The sequence below is a fragment of the Stenotrophomonas sp. 24(2023) genome, assembly GCF_030913365.1.
In the GTDB taxonomy this organism is placed as follows: Bacteria; Pseudomonadota; Gammaproteobacteria; order Xanthomonadales; family Xanthomonadaceae; genus Stenotrophomonas.
In genome coordinates this window covers 3,689,221-3,713,876 of sequence record NZ_CP133160.1, presented here as the reverse complement: position 1 = coordinate 3,713,876, position 24,656 = coordinate 3,689,221, and the positions used below count along the sequence as shown (strand labels likewise).

The following is a 24,656-nucleotide window of genomic DNA, read 5'->3' as shown; positions in this document are numbered from 1 at the left end:
GACCCGCACCAGGCGTCCCCCGGTAGATCCACGCCATGCGTGGATCAATGCCCGCCCCGGGGCAGGACCTGCCGCGCGCGCAGGTACAATGTGGCATGACTGACTTTTCGACCCTGCCGCTGAGCCCGGCCCTGCAGCCCGGCCTGGATGCCCTCGGCTACACCACTCTCACGCCTGTGCAGGCGCAGAGCCTGCCCGCCATTCTCGAGCGCCGCGATGTGATCGCGCAGGCCCCCACCGGCAGCGGCAAGACCGCCGCCTTCGGGCTGGGCCTGCTGCAGGCGCTGGACCCGGCGCTGGTGCGCGTGCAGGCGCTGGTGCTGTGCCCCACCCGCGAACTGGCCGACCAGGTCGGCAAGCAGATCCGCAAGCTGGCCACCGGCATCCCCAACCTGAAGCTGCTGGTGCTGACCGGCGGCGTGCCGCTGGGCCCGCAGCTGGCCTCGCTGGAAGGCCATGACCCGCATGTGGTGGTGGGCACCCCGGGCCGCGTGCAGGAGCTGGCCCGCAAGCGTGCGCTGAACCTGGGCGCGGTACGCACCTTCGTGCTGGACGAGGCGGACCGCATGCTCGACATGGGCTTCGAGGAGCCCATCCGCGAGATCGCCGGGCGCACCCACAGGGATCGGCAGACGCTGCTGTTCTCGGCCACCTTCCCCGACAGCATCCGCGCCATCGGCCGCGACCTGCTGCGCGATGCGGTGGAAGTGACCGTGGAAGGGGCCGACCATGCCCCGGCCATCCGCCACGTATTCTGCGAAGTGGAACCGGCACACCGGCAGAAGGCGCTGGCCGGCCTGCTGCTGAAGTACACGCCCGAATCGGCGGTGGTGTTCTGCAACACCCGCAAGGACGTGGACGAGGTGGCCAATTCGCTGCAGCAGTTCGGCTTCTCCGCACTGCCGCTGCACGGGGACATGGAACAGCGCGACCGCGAGGAAGTGCTGGTGCGCCTGGCCAACCGCAGCTGCAACGTGCTGGTGGCCAGTGACGTGGCCGCACGCGGGCTGGACGTGGAAGAGCTGGCGGCGGTGATCAACTATGAGCTGCCCACCGACGTGGAAAGCTATCAGCATCGTGTCGGCCGCACCGGCCGCGCCGGTGCCAGCGGCCTGGCGATCAGCCTGGTCGCCGGGCGCGAAAAGACCCGTGCCGAAGCCATCGAAGCCGTGCGTGGCGAGCCGCTGGACTGGCAGAAGACGCCGCTGGCCACCGCGCGCCCGGCCGAGCTGCCGCAGGCGGCCATGCGCACGCTGCGCATCGATGGCGGCAAGACCGACAAGCTGCGTGCCGGTGACATCCTCGGCGCGCTGACCGGTGATGCCGGCCTGTCCGGCAAGCACATCGGCAAGATCGCGATCTACGCCACCCGTTCGTACGTGGCCATTGCCCGCGAACAGGCCAGCAAGGCCGTGGCCAAGCTGGAAGCCGGCAAGATCAAGGGCCGCCGCTTCCGGGTGCGGATGATCTGACTGCCGTCGGGCGGCGATTCGACGTGGTGGTGGCCAACCTTGGTTGGCCCATCCAGGCAGCGCCAACCAAGGTTGGCGACTACCGGCTCATCGGGATTCGCTGGAACGCCAACCAAGGTTGGCGGCTACCGGTTCATCGGGATTCACTGGAATGCCAACCAGGATTGGCGACTACCGGCTCATCGGGATTCGCTGGAATGCCAACCAAGGTTGGCGGCTACCGGTTCAACGGGATTCGCTGGAACGCCAACCAAGGTTGGCGGCTACCGGCTCATCGGGATTCGCTGGAACGCCAACCAAGGTTGGCGGCTACCGGTTCAACGGGATTCACTGGAACGCCACCAAGGTTGGCGGCTACCGGTTCAACGGGATTCACTGGGTAGTGGCCAACCTTGGTTGGCCGTTCCAGGCGGCCGGGGTCAGAACACCAGTTCGGTGTGCAACGGCAGGCTGGCGTCCCAGCGGCCGCGGCCACCCAGGCCATCCAGCTCGACCAGCACCCCGGCGCCGACCACGTCCACGCCCAGGCGGCGCACCAGCGACAGCGCCGCCACCAGCGTGCCACCGGTCGCCAGCACATCATCGATGAGGGCCACCCGCGCGCCGGCCGGCAGTGCGTCGGCATGGATCTCGATGCAGTCGCTGCGGTATTCCAGCGTGTACTCCTCGCGCAGCACCTTGCCCGGCAGCTTGCCCGGCTTGCGTACCGGCACGAAGCCCACGCCCAGTTCCAGTGCCATCGCCGCGCCGAGGATGAAACCGCGCGATTCGATGCCCACCACCGCATCCAGCTTCTGTTCGCGCCAGCGATCGGCCATGGCACTGATCGCCCCGCGGAAATCCTCGGCATGGGCAAGCAGCGGCATGATGTCCTTGAACAGGATGCCGGGCTTGGGGAAGTCGGCGATGTCGCGCAGGCGGGAGGCCCACTGCGGAGCGACGAGGGCGTCGGTCATGTCACGTTGGCTATCTGATGGCGGCATAGGGTACCTGTTCCCGGCGCCGCCTGCCTGCCGGGGGTGTCGGCCGGGCTGCGCGCAGCCTTCGTCTGCCAGAGGGCGCGCGCAGCCCTGACCCAATCGCTCACGAACTGCAGGACAGCATCGAGCAGCCGGCGCGGTTGTCGGCCCAGGCCGGGCGCTTGCCGGCGAAGTGCGCCAGCCCGTCCCGCTCGGTGTACGGATCACGCAGCACGGCCTGCAGCGCCTCCACGCCCTCCATGTCGCCCTGCTCGGCACGGTCGATGGCTTCCTGCGCCAGCCAGTTGCGCAGCACGTACAGCGGGTTGGCCGCGCCCATCCTGGCCTGCCGCTCGGGCGCGGCCAGCGGGTCGTCACGCAGGCGCGCGGCATAGTCCTGCAGCCACTGCGCCAGCGGCGCCTGCACGGCCTGCCGGCGGGCCTGGTCGTAGTACACCGCCTCCAGTACGGCAGCATCGGGCGCCGCCGGGTCGATCCGCATCAAGGCACGCCAGGCCAGGGTCATGTCCATGCTGCCCTCGTGCATCAGCTGCTGCCAGCGCTGGTACAGCTGCAGATCGGCATCGCTGGCGGCGGACAGCCCCAGCTTGGCGGCGGCGTCGCGGCGGGTGCAGGCCACGAAGGTGGACTGGAACGCGGCCAGCCCGGCCTGCAGCGGGGCCACATCGGCAAACAGCGGCGACAGCGCCTGCGCCAGCCGGCCCAGGTTCCAGTAGGCCACCTGCGGCTGGGTACCGAAGCGGTAGCGCCGCCCCTGCGCATCGGTGGTATTGGGGGTCCAGTCCGGGTCGTAATCCTCCACCCAGCCATAGGGGCCGTAGTCCAGGGTGAGGCCCAGCACGGACAGGTTGTCGGTATTCATCACCCCGTGCACGAAGCCGACCCGCATCCAGTGCGCGACCATTTCGGCGGTACGCACGGCGATCTGCGCGAACCAGTCACCCAGCAGCGTCTCGCCCTGCCCCTGCAGCGCGGGGAAATCACGGCGGATGCAGGCCTCGGCCAGCTGGGCCAGCAAAGTGGTTTCACCGCGCGATGCCGGCAGCTCGAAGGTGCCGAAGCGGATGAACGACGGCGCGACGCGGCACACCACCGCACCGGGCTCCGGTTGCGGGTGGCCGTCATAGAACATGTCCCGCACCACCGCCTCGCCGGTGCCCACCAGCGACAGTGCCCGCGTGGTGGGCACGCCCAGGTGGTGCATGGCTTCGCTGCAGAGGAATTCGCGGATGGACGAGCGCAGCACTGCGCGGCCATCGGCGCCCCGCGAATAGGGCGTGGGCCCGGCGCCCTTCAACTGCAGTTCCCAGTACCGGCCATCGGCCGCTACCAGCTCCCCCAGTGAAATCGCCCGGCCATCGCCCAGCTGCCCGGCCCAATGCCCGAACTGGTGGCCGCCGTAGTTGGCCGCCCACGGCTGCATGCCCGGGTACAACGCGTTGCCGCCGAATACGCGGGCGAAATCCGCCGTGGCGACGCTGGCCGCATCGAAGCCAAGCAACCCGGCCACCTCCGGCGACCAGGCCAGCAACGTGGGATCGGCCACCGGGGTGGGCAGTACCTCCGACCAGGCAGCACCGCGCACCTCGCGGCGGCGCGGGCCGGTTTCGGGATCACCCGGCAGCAGGGTGCGCAGGCGGTTGTCGAAGCGGGGGGCATAGGCGTCCATGCAGCACAGCATGGGGGCGCCACGGCCCTGCCTCAATCGCCGCGCAGGGCCTGCAGGCTGCCGCCGTGCGCCTCGGCACGCTGGTAGGCAGGGCGTTCGGCGATGCGCTGCAGGAAACCGCGCAGTGCCGGCTTGTCCGCAAGGCCGTCGCCGCGGGCTGCCGCCGCCTGGATCGGGAAGCTCATCTGGATGTCGGCCGCGCTGAAGCGCTCGCCGGCAAACCATGGGCTTTGGCCCAGGCGCTGTTCCATCCAGTCCAGGTGCAGGCGGCGCTGCGGGCCGACGAAGCTGCGTTCGGCCTTGTCGGCAATGCGCCGGGCGATCGGGCGCGCGAAGAACGGCATCGGTGCCGTGCGGATGCGGCCGACCACCAGGGTCAGCAGCAGCGGTGGCATGGCCGAGCCTTCGGCGTAGTGCAGCCAGTAGCGGTAGGCGATGCGCTCGGCGCTGTCGGCCGGTGCGGCCGCGGGCGAGAACTGGCGCTGGGTGTCGTAGCGGTCGGCAAGATAGTCCAGGATCGCCCCGGATTCGGCCAGGACATGCCCGCCATCCTGCAGCACCGGCGCCTTGCCCAGCGGGTGGACCTGCCGCAGCGCCGGCGGCGCCAGCAGGGTTTTCGGATCACGCGGGTACTGCCGCAGTTCGTAGTCCAGCCCCAGCTCCTCCAGCATCCACAGCACGCGCAGCGAACGGGAGTTTTCCAGGTGGTGGACGATGCGCATGGCGGTTTCCGGAAAAGGGGTGATCCGAGGGTAGTGCCGGGGCCGTGAACCGGCGGTCCCCAAAACAAAAACGCCGGAAGCTTTCGCTTCCGGCGTTCTGGCTACCGTAGGGCAGCAGACGGATTAGACCGCCTGCACCTGGTCAGCCTGCATGCCCTTCTGGCCCTGGACGGCGATGAAGGTGACCTTCTGGCCTTCCTGCAGGGTCTTGAAGCCGGTGCCCTGGATGGCGCGGAAGTGCACGAACAGGTCCGGGCCGCTTTCCGGGGTGATGAAGCCGAAGCCCTTGGCGTCGTTGAACCACTTGACGGTGCCGGTCTGACGATCAGACATTTTACTAACTCCTGGAACTATGTTGAAAAAAATCGCAGCCACCGGGTATCGGGGCCGAGACTGAGTTGCAGGCGTTGGTAAAGCGGATCGATGAGCGGATCGTGAGATCAACTGCACCAGGCCACGATTCACGGTGACCCTAGCAAACACAGTGGGTCGCACGATACGCGGGTTTTTTGGAAAAAGCGATAGCCCCGCTATTCATTGGCGGCCGCCGGGCGCTAGGCGTGGCAAGGGCTGACAGCCAATCGCGGCTAAACCCGAGTCCCCATTCAGGTTTTTCCTACTCTACACTGCCCGGATGAATGAACCTGAATCCGCCCGTCCCCGCATCTGGGTGGACGCTGACGCCTGTCCCGTGGTCATCCGCGACATCCTGTTCCGCGCCGCCGAACGGGTTGGCCTGGAGCTGACCCTGGTGGCCAACCAGTGGATCCGCACCCCGCCCTCGCGCTGGATCCGGGCCATCCAGGTCCCGCAGGGGCTGGACGTGGCCGACAGCGCCATCGTCGAACGGGTCGCCCCCGGCGACCTGGTGGTGACCCAGGACATCCCGCTGGCCGCCCTGGTCCTGGAGCGTGGCGCGCTGGCCCTGCACCCGCGTGGCGAGCTGTATACCGCCGACACCATCGCCCAGCGCCTGTCGGTGCGCAATTTCATGGAGGAACTGCGCGGCGCCGGGGTACAGACGGGCGGCCCTCCCCCGCTGCACGCGCGCGACCGCCAGGCCTTCGGCGCCGCGCTGGACCGCTGGCTGGCCCGCATCGGGCGGCACTGACCCGGGCTGCATGGGCAGCCTGCCGGCCGACCCTCTATCATGGGCGGTCTTTGCCCCCGGAATTCCCATGGCCCTCACCGCCACCATCCGCAAGGCCGAGCTGCAGATCAGCGACATGGATCGCGGCTACTACGCGACCCACAACCTGACCCTGGCCCAGCACCCGTCGGAAACCGACGAGCGCCTGATGGTGCGCCTGCTGGCCTTCGCGCTGAATGCCGACGACCGCCTGGAATTCGGCCGCGGCCTGAGCACCGATGACGAACCGGACCTGTGGCAGCACGACTACACCGGCGACATCCTGCAGTGGATCGACCTGGGCCACCCCGACGAATCGCGCATCCGCAAGGCCTGCAACCGCAGCCGGCGGGTGCAGGTGGTCAACTACGGCGGCAATGCTTCGGACATCTGGTGGGGCAAGCAGGGCAAATCCCTGGCCCGCTTCGACAACCTGTCGGTGCTGGACCTCGACGGCGGCTTCGTCGAGCAGTGGGGGCAGCAGATCCAGCGTGCCATGCGCTGGAGCGTGCTGATCCAGGACGGCGAGGTGCAACTGCTGAACGACCAGCTGCAGCTGGACGTCATTCCGGCCTGGCGCAAGCGCGCCAAGGAATGAGCGCGGCGATGGAGGCGCGCGGCGGGGGCTCGCCCGGCAGGAACGGCGTGATCGCCTGCGATGTGCTGGTGATCGGTGCCGGCGCGGCCGGCTTGATGTGCGCGCTGACCGCTGGCCAGCGCGGCCGCTTCGTGCAGGTCATCGACCATGCCAACAAGGTCGGCAAGAAGATCCTGATGTCCGGCGGCGGCCGCTGCAACTTCACCAACACCGGCACCACCCCGGCCAATTTCCTGTCGGCCAACCCGCATTTCTGCAAATCCGCGCTGGCCCGCTATTCGCCGTGGCACTTCATCGAGATGGTCGAGCGCCACGGCATCGCCTATCACGAAAAGGAACTGGGCCAGCTGTTCTGCGATGTGTCCTCCAAGCAGATCGTGAAGATGCTGCTGGACGAGTGCCAGGCGGCCGGCGTGCAGATCCGTACGCACTGCGGCGTGGACCGCATCGAGCGCGGCAGCGACGGGTTCCGCGTGCATACCGCACAGGGGATGTTCCATGCGGCCTCGCTGGTGGTGGCGACCGGCGGGCTGTCCATTCCCAGCCTCGGCGCGACCGGCTTCGGCTATGAGATCGCCCGCCAGTTCGGCCATGCCGTGCTGCCTACCCGTGCCGGGCTGGTGCCGCTGACCCTCAGCGGTACGCACCAGGAACGCCTGGCCGAGCTCAGCGGTGTCGCGTTGCCGGTCGAAGCCCGCTGCAACGACGTCAGCTTCCGCAACTCGATGCTGATCACCCACCGTGGCGTCAGTGGCCCGGTGATCCTGCAGATCTCCTCGTTCTGGCAACCCGGCGATGCGCTGGCGCTGGACCTGCTGCCCGGCCAGGACGCTGCCGAGTGGCTGCGCCAGATGAAGCGCGAGCGCCCGGCCGCCGAGCTGCGCACGGTGCTGGCCGAGGTGCTGCCCAAACGCCTGGCCCAGCGGTTGTGCGAACACTGGCTGCCGGACCGCCCGGTGCGCCAGATCGATGAGCCGCAGCTGCGCCAGGCCGCCCAGCTGCTGGGCGCGTTCCCGCTGGTGGCCAGTGGTACCGAAGGCTATCGCACCGCCGAGGTCACCCTGGGGGGCGTGGATACCGCCGAGGTGTCCTCGTCCACCTTCGAATCCCGGCGCTGTCCCGGCCTGCATTTCATCGGCGAAGTGCTTGACGTGACCGGCTGGCTGGGCGGCTACAACTTCCAGTGGGCCTGGGCCAGCGGCCACGCCGCCGGCAGCGTGGTGTGACCCCCTTCGCCGTTCCTGCGCCGCGACAGCCGCGCGCATGGACGCAGCGGCGCGCATCGTGTATCTAATCTGCAGATCGGGGAGTAGTACATGCAAAACGCCAACGACATCACCATCCGCCTGCTGATCGTCGAAGACAGCGGGGAACACGCCGAAGCCATCGTCAGCGCGCTGCGCAACAGTGGCATCGCGGTACGCCCGTGGCGCCCGCAGAATGCCGACGAGCTGGTGCAGGTGCTGGGCAGCCAGGCCATCGACCTGGTACTGGTGTCGCCGTCGCAGGGCATTCCGCTGCTGCTGGTCAGCCAGCAGATCGCCGCCAGCGGCAAGGACATCCCGATGATCCTGCTGGTGGAGCGCATCGACGAGGAGCAGCTGGTGCAGGCCAGCGCCCAGGGATTGCGTGCCCTGGCCCTGCGCAGCCGGCCCGAGCACCTGCTGGCGGTGGTCCGCGACCAGTGGGTGGACCTGCAGGCGCGTCGCGGCCTGCGCCGCATCGAGGCCCAGATGCGCGAGACCGAACGCCGCTGCGATGCGCTGATCGCCTCCTCGCGCGATCCCATCGCCTACGTGCACGAGGGCATGCACATCCGCGCCAACGATGCCTACCTGGACATGTTCGGCTACGAGCATTTCGACGATGTCGAGGGCATCTCGCTGCTGGACATGGTCGCCGCCCAGCACGTGGACGACTTCAAGCAGCTGCTCAAATCGCTCAGTCGGGGTGACGCGCCGCCGCCGCAGTACCAGCTCGACGCACGCCACCAGGACGGCAGCGCCTTCCCGGCCACGATGGAATTCACCGCCGCCACCTACGAAGGTGAAAGCTGCCTGCAGGTCGTGTTCCGCCGCCGCCTGGCCCTGGACACCGAGCTGGCGCGCGAAGTGGAAGACCTGCGCCAGCGTGACCAGGTTACCGGCCTGCTCAACCGCCCCACCTTCATGGTCCACATGGAAAACGCGGTGGCCCAGGCCGGGCGCAGCGAAGGCCAGTTCGGCCTGCTGCTGGTCGAGCCGGACCACTACGCACGCCTGCTGCCGGATATCGGCCTGGATTCGGCCGACGCCCTGATCGGCGCACTGGCCACGCTGCTGGCCGATGTGGTCGGTGACCCGGCCGCCGTGGCACGGTTCGGCGAGCACAGCTTCGCCGTGCTGCAGGCCGGTGCCTATGCCGAGACCATGGCCCTGGCCGAGCGCATCCGCGCCGCCTATGCGGCCCATGTGTTCAGCATCGGCGCCCGCTCGGCCACCGTCACGGTCAGCATCGGCGGCGTGCAGGTGGGCGAGAAGATCGCCAGCGTCGGCCAGGTACTGGCACGGGCGACCGAATGCGCAAAGGCCGCATCGGCGCTGGGCAACACCGTGCGCGTGTTCGACCCGGCGGCGGTCGACCGGGTGGAGGAGGAACGCATCCAGCGCTGGGTTGCCCGCATCCGCGAGGCACTGGCCGGTGACGGCTTCCAGCTGCACTACCAGCCGGTACTGAACCTGCAGGGCGAGCCGCTGGAACTGTACGAGGCCTTCCTGCGGCTGGAGAACCACGGCGAACTGCTGAGCCCGACGGCCTTCCTGAGCATCGCCGAGGAACATGGCCTGCTGTCGGACATCAATTGCTGGGTCGCCGCCCGCGCCATTGCCGTGCTGGGCGAGCGCGCACGCGCCGGCCATGCCACACAGATGCTGGTCAAGGTCACCCCCGACTCCTTCGACGACCCTCGCATGATCGCCACGCTGCGCAACGAACTGCACAGGCACGGCGTGCCCGGCGAGCGGCTGTGGCTGCACGCGCCGGAGGCGAAGGTGTTCACCCACCTGCGCAGCGCACAGAATTTCCTGGCGGCTGTGGCGCCACTGGGCTGCCGCGTGGGCCTGGAACAGTTCGGCTCGGGGCTGGACTCGTTCCAGTTGCTGGCGCACTTCCAGCCCCAGTTCCTCAAGCTCGACCGTGGCTTCACCAGCGACCTGGCCGCCACCCGCGAGAACAGCGAACGCATCAGCCAGATCACCACGCGCGCGCAGGAAGCCGGCATCCGCACCATCGCCGAGTTCGTCAGCGATGCCAATTCGATGACCCTGCTGTTCAGTGCCGGCGTGGATTACGTGCAGGGCGACTTCGTCGGCCCTGCCCTGCCCGCGATGAATTTCGAGTTCGGCTGACGGCAGCGCCGGGCATCGCCCGGCGCTGCCTGTGGCCTCAGGTCAGATCGACCAGGTTGTCGATCTTCACGTCCGGGTTGACGTCGGCCTCGTAATCCACGCCTTCGATGCCAAAGCCGAACAGGCGCAGGAAATCCGCCTTGTAGCCGGCCAGGTCGCTGATCTCGTACAGGTTCTCGTTGGTCACCTGCGGCCACAGCGCCAGTACCTTGCCCTGCACTTCCGGGGCCATTTCCTTGTAGTCGGCACGCAGGCGGCCTTCCTCGTCCACCAGGGCGACCGTGCGGCCCTGGCCATCGACCTGTTCGTGACGCAGGCGGTCGACCGCCACACCGTCGGCCTTGCCGCCGTAGAGGATGTCGTACAGCACGTCGAGCTGCTCGATGCAGCCTTCGTGCGTGCCCTGCGCCTTCATCACCTTGAACAGCAGCGACAGGTACAGCGGCATGGTCGGAATGGCCGAGCTGGCCTGGGTGACCACGGCCTTGAGCACCGACACGCGCGCATCGCCGCCGATCTTCGCCAGCGACGCGCGCAGGCCCAGCACCTTGTCGTCGAGGTCCTTCTTGGCTGCGCCGATCGAACCGTTCCAGTAGATCGCCTGGGTGATCTCTTCACCCACGTAGGTGAAGGCGGTGGTGGTGCAGCCGTTGGCCAGCACGCCGGCATCGGACAGCGCATCGATCCACATCTGCCAGTCTTCGCCGCCCATCACCGCGACGGTACCGGCGATTTCCTCGGCCGTGGCCGGCTGCAGGTGGGTCTCGGTCAGCACTTCCTTGTCGGTATCCAGGCCGCGCAGGACGATCGGCTCGCCGATCGGCTTCAGCGTGGAGCTGATGATCTCGCCGGTTTTAGGGTGCTTGCGGCGCGGTGCGGCCAGGCTGTAGACCACCTGGTCGACCTGGCCGAGGTCGGCCTTGATCATCTCGATGGTGCGGGCCTTCACTTCATCGGAGAAGGCATCGCCGTTGATGCTCTTGGCATACAGGCCGGCTTCGCCCGCGTACTTATGGAAGGCGGCCGAGTTGTACCAGCCGGCAGTGCCCGGCTTGGTTTCGCTGCCCGGGCGCTCGAAGAAGATGCCCAGGGTGGCCGCGCCGCTGCCGAACGCGGCGGTGATGCGCGCGGCCAGGCCGTAGCCGGTGGAGGCACCGATGACCAGCACGCGCTTGGGGCCGTTCTGGATCGGCGGGCGGGCGCGGATGTAGTCGATCTGCTGCTTGACCGCGGCCTCGCAGCCGGTCGGGTGGGTGGTGACGCAGATGAAGCCGCGGACGCGCGGTTTGATGACCATGGATACCTCGGGTTGGCAGGTGCGGCGCGCCAGGCGCGCGGCAGGAACACGGGCGCGCGGGCGCGCGCGAACCGCAGGATCGTAGTGTGCGGGGGCCGAATGCACAACCGACGCAGGCGTAGGGTGGGGTTTCTTCTGCAGGGTTGCACCCTGCACCTGCCGAGGCTTGAAGCCAGGCAACGTCAACGTCAAGAGCAGCGCGGGCCTTCTGTTGGTTGGGCGGGGCGGTGTGGGGTGGCAGGACACGCCGTAAACCCATCCATGGGGGCTCGTAGGCGCCATCCATGGCGCCTGCGGTCCTGCCACCCCACACCGCCCCACCTCTGACAGATCCTCGTGATCGGGTAGATCCACGCCATGCGTGGATGCCTTTCGATCACCTATCGAACTATTCGATGTCGATTGGCATTGATCCACGCATGGCGTGGATCTACCAACCGATTGCGGCCAACTGTCGAAGGCGGGGTGGGTCCGGTTGCGGGGGCGTGAGCGCCATGGATGGCGCGACCGAGCCTACAGGGACGTATTTACGGCGTCCCCCGCAACCGGACCCACCCCGCCATCCCACGGATAGCCCGCTGTTGCGGTTGCGGTTGCTCCGGCAGGTGCAGGGCGCAGCCCTGCAAACAAAAAACCCCGCTTGCGCGGGGTTCTCTGTGTGCTGCGTGCAGCAAAGGCTTATGGGCGGCGCGCCAGCGCTTCCACGTCCTTGGCCTTGGGCAGCAGGTCCTGCTTGCTCACGCGCAGGAAGCCCACGGTCAGCATCGGCACGGCCACCAGGATCGAGGACAGCACCACGATCACGGCACCGATCATGTGCGTCTCGGCCAGGCCTTCCATCGAGCTGCCGCCGTACATGTACAGCGCCAGGGCCGACAGGAAGAACATCACCGCGGTGATCACCGTACGCGACAGCGTCTGGTTGATCGAACGGTTCAGCACTTCCAGCGGCTCCACGCGCAGGCTGCGGAAGTTTTCACGCACGCGGTCGAACACCACGATGATGTCGTTGATCGCAAAGCCCATCACCGACAGCAGGCCCGCCAGCACCGTCAGGTCGAATTCGCGGCCCAGAAGGGACACGTAGGCGACCGTGACCAGCAGGTCGAACAGCGCCACGATGCTGGCGGTCACGGCGAACTTCCATTCAAAGCGCACCGCGATGTAGATCAGGAAGCCGGCCAGCATGAAGATGGTGGCGTACAGGCCGTTCTTGGCCAGGTCCTTGCCGATCTGCGGGCCGACGAACTCGTTGCGCAGGATGGTGGCCGGGTTGTCAGCGCTGGACACGGCCTTGAGCACCGCATCGGCGGTGGCCTTGTCCTCAGCGCTGGCGCCGCCACTGCCCGGGGCATGCTCGCCATGCGGGGCCAGGCGGATCAGCAGGTCGGTGTTGCCACCGAAGCTCTGCACCTGGGCACCGTCAAAGCCGTTGGATTCCAGCTTGGTACGCACCTGCTCGACGTCCACCGGGCGCTCGAAGCGGGCTTCGATCAGGGTGCCGCCGGTGAAGTCCAGCGCGTAGTTGAAGCCCTTGAAGGCAATGATGCCGACCGAGGCCAGGAACAACACGATGGTGACCACCATGGCGGCATTGCGCCATCGCATGAAGTCGATCTTGGTGTCGTTCGGGAGGATGTGCAGCGGAAACAGTTTCATTGTGCGTGTCGTCCCGTCAGATGGCCACGTTCTGGAGCTTCTTGCGGCTGCCGTAGATCAGCGTCGCCAGCGCGCGCGACACGGTGATCGCGGTGAACATGGAGGCGAAGATGCCGATGATCATGGTCAGGGCGAAGCCCTTCAGCGGGCCGGTACCGAAGGCGAACAGGGCCAGGCCGACAATCAGGCCGGTCAGGTTCGCATCGAGGATGGTGCCGGAGGCGCGCTCGTAACCGGTCACGATGGCGGTCTTGCCCGGCACGCCGGCGCGCAGTTCCTCACGGATGCGTTCGTTGATCAGCACGTTGGCGTCCACCGACAGGCCGACCGACAGCGCCAGACCGGCAAAACCCGGCAGGGTCATCGTCGCGCCGAACAGCGACATCACCGCCACCACGATCAGCAGGTTGAACAGCATCGCGGCCGAGGTGATCACGCCGAACATGCGGTAGTACACGCTGAAGAACACCAGGGTGAACAGGAACGCGAACACCACCGCGCGCATGCCGTTCTGGACGTTCTGCGCACCCAGGCTCGGGCCGACCACGCGCTCTTCGACGAAGTCCATCGGCGCGGCCAGCGAGCCGGACTTCAGCAGCTTGGCCAGGTCCTCGGCCTCCTTCTTCTGCAGGCCGGTGGTCTGGAAGTTCTTGCCGAACACGCCGTTGATGTTGGCCACCGAGATCACTTCCTCGTTGACCTTGAAGCCACGCACTTCCTGCCCATCGACCTGGGTCACGGTCGGCACGCGCTCGGTGTAGACCACGGCCATCGGCTTGTTCACGTTGGCGCTGGTGAAATCGAACATGCGCTGGCCGCCGACGTTGTTCAGCGTCACGCTGACCGCCGGGGCGCCGCTGTTCTGGTCGGTGACGGCCTGGGCGGCCACCATCTGGTCACCGGTGACGATCACGCGCTTGTTCAGCATGATCGGGCCACGGCCGTCACGCTGCTGGTAGATCTTCGCTTCCGGCGGGATGCGGCCGGAAGCGATCGCATCCTGGGCATTGCCTTCAACCACGGCGCGGTATTCCAGCGTCGCGGTGGCACCGATCATGCGCTTGGCCTCGGCGGTGTCCTGCACGCCCGGCAGCTGCACGACCACGCGGTCGGCACCCTGGCGCTGGATGATCGGCTCGGCCACGCCCAGCTGGTTCACGCGGTTGCGCAGGGTGTTGATGTTCTGCTCGATCGCCCCGTTGGCGATCTGGCTGATTTCCGACTCCGGCACGGCCACGGTGATGCGGTTGCCGGTCACGTCATAGCTCAGCGTCGGCTGGGCCTTGACCAGTGCGGTACGTGCACGGGCACCGGCATCGTCACCGGCCGAAGGGCTCAGGTTGGCGACGATGGTGTTGTCCGCGCGGCGCTCCACCGACTGGTAGGCGATGCGGGCATCACGCAGGGTGCTGCGCACGTCTTCGGTGTAGGCATCCAGGCGCTTGTCCAGCGCGGCCTTCTGGTCGACCTGCAGCACGAAGTGCACGCCACCCTGCAGGTCCAGGCCCAGCACCATCGGGCGACCGCCCAGGCGGCCCAGCCAGTCCGGCACGGTCGAGGCCAGGTTCAGGGCCACGGTGTAGTTCTCGCCCACGCTGTCGCGCAGTGCATCGCTGGCGGCGGACTGTGCCTTCAGGTCCGGCAGGCGGACGATCAGGCTCTCGCCTTCCTTCTCCGCACCGATCGTGGTGATGCCCGCCGTCTTCAGGTCGGCCAGCACACGGTCACGCAGCGCATCGTCGATCTGCCCGCCGCGGTTGGCGGTGATCTGGATGGCCGGGTCCTTCTGGTAGATGTTGGGCAGCGCGTACAGCGCACTGAGCGCCAGTACGATCAGGATGACGACGTACTTCCAGCGTGGAAATTCGAGCATTGCTAGGGTCCCGCGCGGCGCCAGTCCCGGCGCCGCGGTTGTGCTTCGGAAAGGAAGGAGCTTACTGGGCCGACTTCAGGGTGCCCGGCGGCAGCACGTTGCCGACGGCGCCCTTCTGCACGCGGATGCGCACGTTGTCAGCCACTTCGACGGTGATGAAGTTGTCGCCGATGTCGGTGACCACGCCGGCGATGCCGCCGTTGGTCAGCACTTCGTCGCCACGCTTGATCTTCTCCAGCATGGCCTTGTGTTCCTTCTGCCGCTTCATCTGCGGGCGGATCATCAGGAAGTACATGATGGCGATCAGGATGATCGGGAACAGCAGCGTGGTCAGGCCCATGCCCTGCGGCTGGCCACCAGCGGACTGGGCGTGGGCGGCGGGGATCAGGAAGGCAAGCAGGTTCATCGTTGGTCCTTTGGTTGGGCGGCGCTTCGGCCGTTTCACGGGCACGAGGTGTCGACCGCGGATCTGGGTCAGCCTTGAAGTATGCCACGGGCCCGGACATTCGTCCCCGGGCCCTTCGGCAGGGGGGCCCGGGCTACAGGGCCGGGGCAACCGCCCCGCGGGCTGAATAGAAGGACTCGCGGAAGGCCAGGAAGGTTCCCGCCTCGATGGCCGCGCGGATGTCGGCCATGAGCTTCTCGTAATAGAACAGGTTGTGCAGGGTGCCCAGCATGGGCGCCAGCATCTCGTTGCAGCGGTCCAGGTGGCGCAGGTAGGAACGGGTGTAGCCGCCGGCGCAGGCCACGCAGCCGCAGCCGGGCTCGATCGGGTCCATGTCCCGGGCGTACTGCGAATTGCGGATGCGGACGGTGCCGAACGAGGTGAAATAGTGGCCGTTGCGCGCGTTGCGGGTCGGCATCACGCAGTCGAACATGTCCACGCCCCGGGCCACGCCCTCCACCAGGTCCTCCGGCCGGCCCACGCCCATCAGGTAGCGCGGGCGGTCGCCGGGCAGTTCCGGGTCCAGGTGGTCGAGCATGGCGTTGCGCTCGTGCTCGGGCTCGCCCACGGCCAGGCCGCCGATGGCATAGCCATCGAAGCCGATCTGCTGCAGGGCGTCGGCCGAACGGCTGCGCAGGCCGGTGTGCACGCCGCCCTGCACGATGCCGAACAGCGCCGCGTCGTTGCCCAGTTCGTCATGCGCGTTGCGGCTGCGCTGGGCCCAGCGCAGGCTCAGCTCCATCGAACGGCGGGCGACGTCTTCGGTGGCCGGGTAAGGGGTGCACTCGTCGAAGATCATCACCACGTCCGAATCGAGCACCTTCTGGATCTTCATGCTCTCCTCCGGCCCCAGGAAGACCCGGGCACCGTCGGTCGGCGAGGAGAAGGTCACCCCCTGCTCGGTGATCTTGCGGCGGTGGGCCAGCGAGAACACCTGGAAGCCACCGGAATCGGTCAGGATCGGGCCATCCCACTGGCAGAAGCCATGCAGGCCGCCGTGGTCGGCGATGATGTCCAGGCCCGGGCGCAGGTACAGGTGGAAGGTGTTGCCGAGGATGATTTCCGCCCCCAGCGCGCGCACCTGGTCCGGCAGGATGCCCTTGACCGAGCCATAGGTCCCGACCGGCATGAACGCCGGCGTCTCCACCGTGCCACGCGGGAAGGTCAGGCGGCCACGGCGGGCGCGGCCGTCACGGGTCTTGAGCTGGAACTGCAGTCGGGACATGGAGCGGTCGTTCAGGCAAATAGTCGTCCATTATCCCCCCAAACCGGCCATTCCCGGTAGCGGCGGGCCCTACCCCGCCTGCGGGAACAGCAGCATCGCATCGCCATAGCTGAAGAAGCGGTAGCGCTGGGCAATGGCGTGCCGGTAGGCCTCGAACACCCGATCCTTGCCGGCGAAGGCGGAAATCATCATCAGCAGGGTGCTTTCGGGCAGGTGGAAATTGGTCACCATCGCGTCCACGCTGCGGATGCGGTAACCGGGGGTGATGAAGATCTGCGTCTCCCCGGCGAACGGCAGCAGTTCGCCCTCGCGCATGGCGCTTTCCAGTGCGCGCACCACCGTGGTGCCCACGCCGATCACGCGGCCACCGGCCGCCCGGGTGCGCCGCACCTGCTGTACCAGTTCGGCACCGACGTTCAGCCACTCCCGGTGCATCACGTGATCCTTCAGGTCATCGGCGCGCACCGGCTGGAAAGTACCCGCCCCGACGTGCAGGGTGACGTGGCCGAAGGCCACGCCGCGGGCCTGCAGCGCGGCCAGCAGCGGCTCGTCGAAATGCAGCCCGGCGGTCGGTGCGGCGACCGCGCCCACTTCACGGGCGAACACGGTCTGGTAGCGCTCGCGATCATCCAGGCCCGGCTCGCGCTGGATGTACGGCGGCAGCGGCAGGCGGCCGGCGTGCAGCAGCCACTGCTCCAGCGCCTCGGGCACATGGAACTGCAGTACATAGAACTCGCCATCGCGGCCCAGCACTTCGGCCTCGCCACCGGCATCCAGGGCGATGCGGCTGCCGGCCTTGGGCGACTTGCTGGCCCCGACCTGCGCGCGTGCCTGCTGCCCGCCGAGCAGGCGCTCGATCAGGATCTCCACACGGCCGCCGCTGGCCTTCTGCCCGAACAGCCGGGCCGGGATCACCCGGGTGTCGTTGAACACCAGCAGATCACCCTCCCGCAGCAGCGACGGCAGGTCGCGCACCTGCAGGTCGGTGAAGGCTTCGGGGGCCGGCGGCACCAGCATCAGGCGGCTGGCCGAACGCTCGGCCAACGGCGCCTGGGCGATCAGTTCATCCGGCAGGTCGTAATGGAAATCGGACTTCTTCAAGGTGGCAGCTGGCAACAGGTCGGCAATGGCACGCATTGTACGGCGCACGCCACCGGCGCGGCCCGCCCCCGCGCGAACATCGCGCAAAATGCTGCTATGCAGCAGCTTATTGCGGGGTTATCGCGCAAAAAAACAAGTGCTAGCATCGAACCGGAAGTCCGATGCATGTGCCCTGCCCCAGCGCGCGGTCGACGCGCGTTTTGCTTTTCAGGGGCACCTGCGACCCATCGTTTCAGGAGATCTGCAATGAGCTTCATCGAACGCCTCGCCCCCCTGCGCACCCAGCCCGGCACCCGCCTGACCACCGGCCTGGACGACACCACCCTGGCCCGCCTGGCGGAACGACACCCGCAGCTGGTGGACGCCGTGGACGCCGCCGCTGCGGAATTCGAGCGGGTCAAGGCCGGCCTGGGCGACGTGCTGGCGCTGGATGAGCATGCGCAGATCGAGGCGATGCAGGACGGCTTCGTCAACTTCTATGCCGACGATGCGGTGACCCCGTACGTAGCGCTGGCCGCCTGCGGGCCGTGGGTGGTCACGCTCAAGGGCGCGGTACTGTATGACGCCGGCGGCTACGGCATGCTCGGCTTCGGCCATACGCCCGACGCGGTGATCGAGGCCATGGCACGCCCGCAGGTGATGGCCAACATCATGACCCCGAACCTGGCGCAGCACCGCTTCATCACCGCCCTGCGCGCGGAGATCGGCCAGCGCCGCGGCGGCTGCCCGTTCACCCGTTTCATGTGCCTGAATTCCGGCTCCGAAGCCGTCGGCCTGGCGGCGCGCATCGCCGACGTCAATGCTAAGCTGCAGACCGACCCGGGCGCCCGCCACGCCGGGGCGGCCATCAAGCGCGTCGTGGTCAAGGGCAGCTTCCACGGCCGCACCGACCGCCCGGCGCTGTATTCCGATTCCAGCCGCCGCACCTACGTGCAGCACCTGGCCAGCTACCGTGGCGAAGATTCGGTCATCACCGTGCCGCCGTATGACGAAGCCGCCCTGCGCCGGGTGTTCGACGAGGCCGCCCGCAACCAGTGGTTCATCGAGGCCGTGTTCCTGGAGCCGGTGATGGGCGAAGGCGACCCGGGACGCTCGGTACCGCCGGCGTTCTATGCGCTGGCCCGCGAGCTGACCCGCGCCCACGGCAGCCTGCTGCTGCTCGATTCGATCCAGGCCGGCCTGCGCGCCCACGGCATGCTGTCGGTGGTGGACTACCCGGGCTTCGAGGGCCTGGATCCGCCGGACATGGAAACCTATTCCAAGGCCCTCAATGCCGCGCAGTACCCGCTGTCGGTACTGGCCGTGACCGCGCATGCCGCGCAGCTGTACCGCAAGGGCATCTATGGCAACACGATGACCGCCAACCCGCGCGCCCTGGATGTGGCCTGCGCCACCCTGGCCGGGCTGACCCCGCAGGTGCGTGCCAACATCACCGAACGCGGCGCCGAAGCCGTGCGCCGGCTGGAGCAGCTCAAGGCCGAGCTGGGCGGGCTGATCACCAAGGTGCAGGGCACCGGCCTGCTGTTCTCCTGCGAACTGGCCCCGCAGTTCAAGTGCTACGGCGCCAATTCAACCGAAGAATGGCTGCGCCGGCACGGCATCAACGTGATCCACGGCGGTGAGAATTCGCTGCGTTTCACCCCGCATTTCGGCATGGACAGCGAAGAACTCGAGCTGCTGGTGGGCATGGTCGGCCGGGCCCTGCGCGAAGGCCCGCGCCGGGAACAGGCCGCGGCGGCCTGACCCCGCCGCCCGCCCTGCCGCCCGGGGTACCTGGCGGCAGGGTCATCGAGCACGCGCCACGCCGAAGGCGCATAATGGTCCGGACACCCCGTCCCCTGAGCGGCCCCGCCGTGCAGCGACGGGGCGTTTTCGTTTCCGGCCAAGACAGGAACTTCCATGAAGTCGATCTGTGTGTACTGTGGTTCCAACGCCGGCAGCAAGCCGGCCTACACCGAGCGCGCCATTGCCCTGGGCGACCGCATCGCCCGTGATGGCATGCGCCTGGTCTATGGCGGCGGCAACGTCGGCCTGATGGGCACCGTGGCCAATGCCGTGCTGGCCGCCGGCGGTGAAGTGACCGGCGTGATCCCGCGCCAGCTGGCCGACTGGGAAGTCGCCCACCGCGGGCTGACCGAGCTGGAGATCGTCGGCTCGATGCATGAGCGCAAGTCGCGCATGTTCGACCTGGCCGACGGCTTCGTTGCCCTGCCGGGTGGCTTCGGCACGATGGAAGAAATCTTCGAGATGCTGACCTGGCGCCAGCTGGGCATCGGCAACAAGCCCTGCGCGTTCCTGGACGTGGACGGCTTCTATGCCCCGCTGATCGGCATGATCGACCGCATGGTCGAAGAGCGCTTCCTGCACCCGGAGCAGCGCCAGGACCTGTGGTACGGCTCGGACATCGAGGACATGCTGGCCTGGATGAAGAACTACCAGCCGGCCCAGGCCTCCAAGTGGATCGACGAGAAGCGCCGCGCCGCGCTGCGTTGATCCGGCCCGGCGCGACGGCTCAGGCCGTCGCCGCCGACCACGGCCCGGGGCGCCCCAGCAGGTAGCCCTGGCCGTAATCGCAGTCCAGCTCCTGCAGCGTGTTGCGCTGGGCCTCGGTTTCGATGCCCTCACCGATCGTCTCGATGCCCAGCGTGCGCGCCAGCGAGATCACGCCCTGTACCAGTGCGCGGGTGCTCTGCGTTTCGCCGTGCAGGCCGGCGATGAAGCTCTGGTCGATCTTCAGCGTATTGATCGGGAAACGGTGCAGGTAGGACAGCGCGGAGAAGCCCGTGCCGAAATCATCCAGCTGCACCTGGATGCCGCGTTCGCGCAGGGCCTGCAGGATGCGCAGGGTACGCGGGCCATCATCGAGCAGCGCCACTTCGGTGATCTCCAGCCGCAGCCGGCGGGGATCGGCGTCGAAGGCTTCGACCAGGCCGAACAGGCGCTCGGTGAAATCGACCGAACGGAAATGCCGCGGTGACACGTTCACCGATACGTAGCCATGGCCGCCACGGGCCAGGGTGGCGATCACCTGTTCGTAGAGCAGCCAGTCCACCTGCTCGATCAGGCCGCTTTCCTCGCCCAGGTCGAGGAAGGCGCTGGGTGGCAGCACGCCACGGCGCTCATGCTGCCAGCGCAGCAGGGCTTCATGGCCCACCACCACCCCATCGACCAGGCGCACGATCGGCTGGTAGTAGGGAATGAAATCGCGGTTGTTGATCGCCCGCCGCAGGTCGGCTTCCAGGTCCAGGCTGCGCATGGCCTGCTCGCGCATGTCTTCGTCGAAGATCGCGCAGCGGTCCTGGCCCTGCGCCTTGGCCCGGTACATGGCCGCGTCGGCATCGCGCAGCAGCTCCTCGCCGTTGCGATAGCGCGGGTTCCACAGGGCGATGCCCAGGCTGCCGGACGGGAACAGCTCACGCCCAGCCACCCACATCGATTCCTGCAGCGCCAGCAACAGCCGCTGGCCGAAATCCAGCGCCTGCACCAACCCCTGTGGGCACTGCAGCAGCACGGCGAACTCATCGCCGCCCAGCCGGGCAACCACATCATCGGGCCCGACCATCGACACGATGCGCTTGGCGACCTCCACCAGCATGCGGTCGCCTGCGGCGTGGCCGATGCTGTCATTGACCAGCTTGAAGCGGTCCAGGTCCAGGAACAGCATCGCGAATATCGCCCCGTCGCTGCTGCGCGCCCGCAGCAGCGCATCGTCCAGGCGGTCGAGCAGGTGCAGGCGGTTGGGCAGCCCGGTCAGCGCATCATGCATGGCCTGGTGGGTCAGCCGCTGCTCGGCGCGCAGGCGCTCGGCGATCTGCCCGAGCAGTTTCTCGTTCACCTCGGCCAGTTCGCGGGTACGTTCTTCCACCCGCTTTTCCAGCTCGGCATGGGCCAGCCGCAGCCGCTGCTGGTCGCGCTGGCGGGCCAGGCCCGTCCCGATGTTCTGCGCCACGAACGTCAGCAGCCGCTGGTCATGCACCGTGAAACCAACCGCATCGCTGTAGCTCTGCACCACGATCACGCCCACCGCTTCGTCGTCACGCAGCAGCGGCACGCCCAGCCAGCAGCGGGCGCGCACGCCCGAGGCCCGCACCTCGCCGCTGGCGTTGAGCGCGGCGATCTTCGCGGCCGAGGCCAGCAGCGGCACGCGGTTGCGCACCACGTATTCGGTCAGCCCGTCGCTGAAGCGCCGCGGCGCCCGTGCGGGGGTGTACTCGTCCACCGAATAGACGAACTCCAGGCCATCGCCAGCGGCATTGACCAGGGCGATATAGAAATTGCGGGCATCGAGCAGGCTGCCAACGACCCCGTGCACCTGCCCGTAATACTGTTCCAGGCTCTCGGCGGACATCGCCATGCCGGCGATGTTGAACAGCGCCGTCTGCAGCTTCTCGGCCCGGCGGCGCTCGAACACCTCATCCTGCAGGTTGCTGTTGGCGCGCTGCAGCTCCTGGGTGCGCCGTTCGACCTGGCGTTCCAGCTGTACCTGCGCCTGGCGCCGGTCCATCGCGGTCTGGATGTGCTGGGCGACAAACCCCAGCAGCGCCCGCTCGGATTCGCCATAGCGCCCCCGGTGCTCGTAGCTCTGCACCACGATGGCACCGGACACCCGCCCATCGCGCAGCATCGGCACGCCCAGCCAGTCCAGGCTTTCCGGGCCGCGCTGCGGGTCGGGCGATTCGTGCTCGCGCGCCAGCAGTTCGCGTGACGGGCCACTGAGCGGCCGCCCGTGGCGCAGCAGGGCGAACGTCAGGCTGCGCGGCATTTCCCGTTCTTCGTAGAACCGTTCGGGGTCGGCCACGAAATCGTCGAGCTGGTCGGCGAAGTACAGGAAGCGGATGCGCCGGCGAACATCGTCGTACTCGACGATGTAGCAGTTCTGCGCATACATCAGCGTGTTGAGCACGCCGTGCACGCGGTGCAGCATCTGCCCCATCTCCAGGTCCGCACCCGCCAGGTCGGCAATCTGGAACAGTGCCTGCTGCAACCGTTCGGCATCTTCCAGTGCGCGGATCTGCCCGGCCTGGCGGCCCCGTTGCAGCGCCAGTTCCATGGCCAGCCGCGCCAGCGCCCACCACGAAGCGGCCGGTGAGGCACCTTCCACCGCCAGCACGAACCGCGCACCGTCATGCATCCAGTGCTCGCGTGGAATCGCGCCGCCGCCTGCGGCCGCACCGGCCCACGGGTCCAGGGCAGGCAGGCTTCCATCATCGGGGTAGCTGCGCTGGCCGCGGCCCAGCCGGGCCTCGTCCCAGCCGGCCGTCAGCCGGCCCGGTCCGGGCATCAGGGCATGCAACGCCTGCAGCAATGCCTCCGACACCACGGCATCGCGTTGCGGCTCATCCTGCGCACTGGCTGGCTGTTTGGACAAATGGACATCTCATGGCACCGGAAGCCCGGCACCTCCCCCTGAATTGTCGAGCATAACGCGCCGATGGGGGGGCAATGGAAGCCCGGCAACCCCATTGTGTGCGCTGGCGCGTTGTTACGGGTGAATACCGATGGCCCCCCGCATGCTGCCCACCCGCTCCCCCGCCTGCCATGGCTATGCGCCACCGTGTCCAGCCGCTACGCTGTGCGCCGTGGACGCCACTGCCCTGCCAACCGATGAAGCCTTGATGCTGGCCTGGGCCGGTGGCGACCTGCAGGCGTTCGAAGCGTTGTACAGCCGCCACCGCAAGCGCCTGTTCGGGTTCCTGCTGCGCCAGCTGCGCGACAGCGCCCTGGCCGAAGAACTGTTCCAGGACGTGTGGCAGCGGGTCATCAGCGCCCGTGCCGGCTGGCAGCCGGAGGCAGCCTTCACCACCTGGCTGTTCCGCATCGCCCACAACCGCCTCAATGACCACTGGCGTGCCTCGCGCCATCGGCCAGCGGCGCCGGCCGACGCCGACCTGCGGCTGGCCGCGCTGGAAGACGGACAGACCCCGGAAGCGGAACTGTCCGACTTCGAGCAGCGCCGGCGCATCCAGCTGGCAATGGAACAACTGCCGCCGGAACAGCGTGAAGTGCTGGCCCTGCGGCTGGAACAGGAACTGAGCCTGGAGGAAATCGGGCAGATCACCGGCGTTGGCCGGGAAACAGTGAAATCGCGGCTGCGCTATGCGATGGACAAGCTGCGGTCGGGGTTGAACCCATGAACGCAAACGAACCACTGACGCCGGAAGAACGCGACCTGGCGCGCCTGCTCGGGCGCGCGGGCGACAAGGCCCCGCCGCCTGCGCTGGATGCGGCGATCCTGGCCGCTGCGCGCGCCGCCACCGAAGGCACGCCTGCGCCTGCCCGCCGCGATACCGCGCCGGTACAGCGCGCCGTGCGGAAGCGCCCACGCTGGCCGGCCGTGTTCGGCGTGGCCGCCTCGGTGGTGTTCGCCGTGGGGCTGGCCTGGCAGCTGCGCCCCGAAGCGCCCCGCCTGACAGCACCGGACGCCGCACGCGACGACACCACTCCCCAGGCAGCCGCCGATGTCGCCGCCACGACGGATGCCCCGGCCGCCGCCGAGATGGCAAGCGCCCGCGTGGAGGCCGCTCCGGCGGCACCTGCCGCAGCGGACGCCGCGCCCCCGCCCCCGCCTGCCCCCATGGCCCGCCATGCCGCGCCCGCCCCGCCACCGCCGGCCGAACCCGCCGCACCGGTGCAGCGCCCCCGGATGGCCGAGCGCAGCGTCGCCCCCCCGTCCCCGCCGGCACCACCGGCGCCACCGGCGCCCGCTGCATCGGCCGCCTATGCAGCGCCGGTGCCAGCGCCCGAACTGGCCGCCGTGGCCCCCCCACCGGCCGCGGCGGACATGGCCGACAGTGTGGCGATGGACCGTGCCACAGGGAGCGCCGCCGCCGTGGCCGCCAAGCAGTCCCGGCCGTTGGCAGCCCCGGGGGTCATGCGCCGCAGTGCCGCCGGGGCGCTCAGCGCCGAGGCCGTGCAGAGCGAGATCGCTGCCGATGCACAGCTGGCGCGCCGCCAGTGGCTGCGCAAGATCCGCGACCGCCGTGATGCCGGCCAGCGTGACCTGGCCCGTGCCAGCCTGGAGCGTTACCTGCAGCAGTATCCGGAAGCGCGCCTGCCCCGGGACCTGCGCCCGTTGCTGGACGACTAGCCCGGCGCTGCGC

General features: G+C 68.3%; 20 protein-coding genes. 9 read left to right on the top strand and 11 right to left on the bottom strand.

Annotated features, from left to right (window positions below; translation table 11 throughout):
* Positions 1–95 precede the first annotated feature (95 nt).
* Complete coding sequence (gene dbpA / locus Q9R17_RS17020) at positions 96–1,472, top strand: ATP-dependent RNA helicase DbpA (RefSeq protein WP_308155762.1); 1,377 nt, start codon at positions 96–98, stop codon at positions 1,470–1,472.
* 419 nt (positions 1,473–1,891) lie between these two features.
* On the opposite strand, the gene Q9R17_RS17015 is transcribed toward dbpA, so the two are convergent.
* From Q9R17_RS17015 to Q9R17_RS17000, 4 genes are all read right to left on the bottom strand, one after another.
* Complete coding sequence (locus tag Q9R17_RS17015; RefSeq protein ID WP_308155761.1) at positions 1,892–2,428, bottom strand: adenine phosphoribosyltransferase; 537 nt, start codon at positions 2,426–2,428, stop codon at positions 1,892–1,894.
* A 127-nt stretch (positions 2,429–2,555) separates the two neighbouring features.
* Positions 2,556–4,121, bottom strand: a complete 1,566-nt coding sequence (locus Q9R17_RS17010) for a YdiU family protein (RefSeq protein WP_308155760.1) — start codon at positions 4,119–4,121, stop codon at positions 2,556–2,558.
* 32 nt (positions 4,122–4,153) lie between these two features.
* A complete protein-coding gene (locus Q9R17_RS17005) occupies positions 4,154–4,843 on the bottom strand; it encodes a glutathione S-transferase (protein ID WP_308155759.1) in 690 nt (229 codons plus the stop codon).
* Positions 4,844–4,966: 123 nt separating this feature from the next.
* The gene (locus tag Q9R17_RS17000; RefSeq protein ID WP_004153307.1) at positions 4,967–5,176 is read right to left on the bottom strand and encodes a cold-shock protein; all 210 of its coding nucleotides are present in this window, start codon (positions 5,174–5,176) and stop codon (positions 4,967–4,969) included.
* A 301-nt stretch (positions 5,177–5,477) separates the two neighbouring features.
* Between Q9R17_RS17000 and Q9R17_RS16995 the strand changes: the two genes are divergently transcribed.
* The 4 genes from Q9R17_RS16995 (at position 5,478) to Q9R17_RS16980 (ending at position 9,956) form a co-directional block, all read left to right on the top strand.
* Positions 5,478–5,954 (top strand): YaiI/YqxD family protein, encoded by a 477-nt coding sequence (locus Q9R17_RS16995; protein WP_308155758.1) that lies wholly within the window; start codon positions 5,478–5,480, stop codon positions 5,952–5,954.
* 67 nt (positions 5,955–6,021) lie between these two features.
* Positions 6,022–6,570 (top strand): YaeQ family protein, encoded by a 549-nt coding sequence (locus Q9R17_RS16990; RefSeq protein WP_308155757.1) that lies wholly within the window; start codon positions 6,022–6,024, stop codon positions 6,568–6,570.
* A gap of 8 nt (positions 6,571–6,578) precedes the next feature.
* Complete coding sequence (locus Q9R17_RS16985; protein WP_308158368.1) at positions 6,579–7,796, top strand: NAD(P)/FAD-dependent oxidoreductase; 1,218 nt, start codon at positions 6,579–6,581, stop codon at positions 7,794–7,796.
* A gap of 90 nt (positions 7,797–7,886) precedes the next feature.
* Complete coding sequence (locus tag Q9R17_RS16980) at positions 7,887–9,956, top strand: EAL domain-containing protein (RefSeq protein WP_308155756.1); 2,070 nt, start codon at positions 7,887–7,889, stop codon at positions 9,954–9,956.
* 37 nt (positions 9,957–9,993) lie between these two features.
* Here the strand turns inward: Q9R17_RS16980 and fabV are convergent, their stop codons facing one another.
* The 6 genes from fabV to queA all read right to left on the bottom strand — a co-directional run bounded on the left by fabV (position 9,994) and on the right by queA (position 17,592).
* A complete protein-coding gene (gene fabV, locus Q9R17_RS16975; protein ID WP_308155755.1) occupies positions 9,994–11,253 on the bottom strand; it encodes an enoyl-ACP reductase FabV in 1,260 nt (419 codons plus the stop codon).
* A gap of 678 nt (positions 11,254–11,931) precedes the next feature.
* Entirely contained in the window at positions 11,932–12,912 is a 981-nt protein-coding gene (secF, locus tag Q9R17_RS16970; RefSeq protein WP_308155754.1) for a protein translocase subunit SecF, read from the bottom strand.
* 16 nt (positions 12,913–12,928) lie between these two features.
* Complete coding sequence (gene secD, locus Q9R17_RS16965; protein WP_308155753.1) at positions 12,929–14,785, bottom strand: protein translocase subunit SecD; 1,857 nt, start codon at positions 14,783–14,785, stop codon at positions 12,929–12,931.
* 61 nt (positions 14,786–14,846) lie between these two features.
* Positions 14,847–15,191 carry a preprotein translocase subunit YajC gene (gene yajC / locus Q9R17_RS16960; protein ID WP_308155752.1) on the bottom strand — a complete coding sequence of 115 codons (345 nt, stop codon included), beginning with the start codon at positions 15,189–15,191 and terminating at the stop codon, positions 14,847–14,849.
* A gap of 133 nt (positions 15,192–15,324) precedes the next feature.
* On the bottom strand, positions 15,325–16,455 hold the full coding sequence (gene tgt / locus Q9R17_RS16955) for a tRNA guanosine(34) transglycosylase Tgt (RefSeq protein WP_308155751.1): 1,131 nt from the start codon (positions 16,453–16,455) through the stop codon (positions 15,325–15,327).
* 69 nt (positions 16,456–16,524) lie between these two features.
* On the bottom strand, positions 16,525–17,592 hold the full coding sequence (gene queA / locus Q9R17_RS16950; RefSeq protein ID WP_308158367.1) for a tRNA preQ1(34) S-adenosylmethionine ribosyltransferase-isomerase QueA: 1,068 nt from the start codon (positions 17,590–17,592) through the stop codon (positions 16,525–16,527).
* Positions 17,593–17,802: 210 nt separating this feature from the next.
* Here queA and Q9R17_RS16945 point away from each other — a divergent pair, with 210 nt between their 5' ends.
* Both Q9R17_RS16945 and Q9R17_RS16940 read left to right on the top strand, forming a co-directional pair.
* Positions 17,803–19,299, top strand: coding sequence for an aminotransferase class III-fold pyridoxal phosphate-dependent enzyme (locus Q9R17_RS16945; protein ID WP_308155750.1), 1,497 nt, complete (start codon positions 17,803–17,805; stop codon positions 19,297–19,299).
* Between the two features lie 156 nt (positions 19,300–19,455).
* On the top strand, positions 19,456–20,049 hold the full coding sequence (locus Q9R17_RS16940; RefSeq protein WP_308155749.1) for a TIGR00730 family Rossman fold protein: 594 nt from the start codon (positions 19,456–19,458) through the stop codon (positions 20,047–20,049).
* A gap of 19 nt (positions 20,050–20,068) precedes the next feature.
* On the opposite strand, the gene Q9R17_RS16935 is transcribed toward Q9R17_RS16940, so the two are convergent.
* Complete coding sequence (locus Q9R17_RS16935) at positions 20,069–22,837, bottom strand: bifunctional diguanylate cyclase/phosphodiesterase (protein WP_308158366.1); 2,769 nt, start codon at positions 22,835–22,837, stop codon at positions 20,069–20,071.
* A 298-nt stretch (positions 22,838–23,135) separates the two neighbouring features.
* Here Q9R17_RS16935 and Q9R17_RS16930 point away from each other — a divergent pair, with 298 nt between their 5' ends.
* Positions 23,136–23,690, top strand: a complete 555-nt coding sequence (locus Q9R17_RS16930) for an RNA polymerase sigma factor (RefSeq protein WP_308155748.1) — start codon at positions 23,136–23,138, stop codon at positions 23,688–23,690.
* On the top strand, positions 23,687–24,643 hold the full coding sequence (locus tag Q9R17_RS16925) for a hypothetical protein (protein WP_308155747.1): 957 nt from the start codon (positions 23,687–23,689) through the stop codon (positions 24,641–24,643). Before Q9R17_RS16930 ends, Q9R17_RS16925 begins: the two co-directional genes overlap by 4 nt.
* Positions 24,644–24,656: the final 13 nt, after the last annotated feature.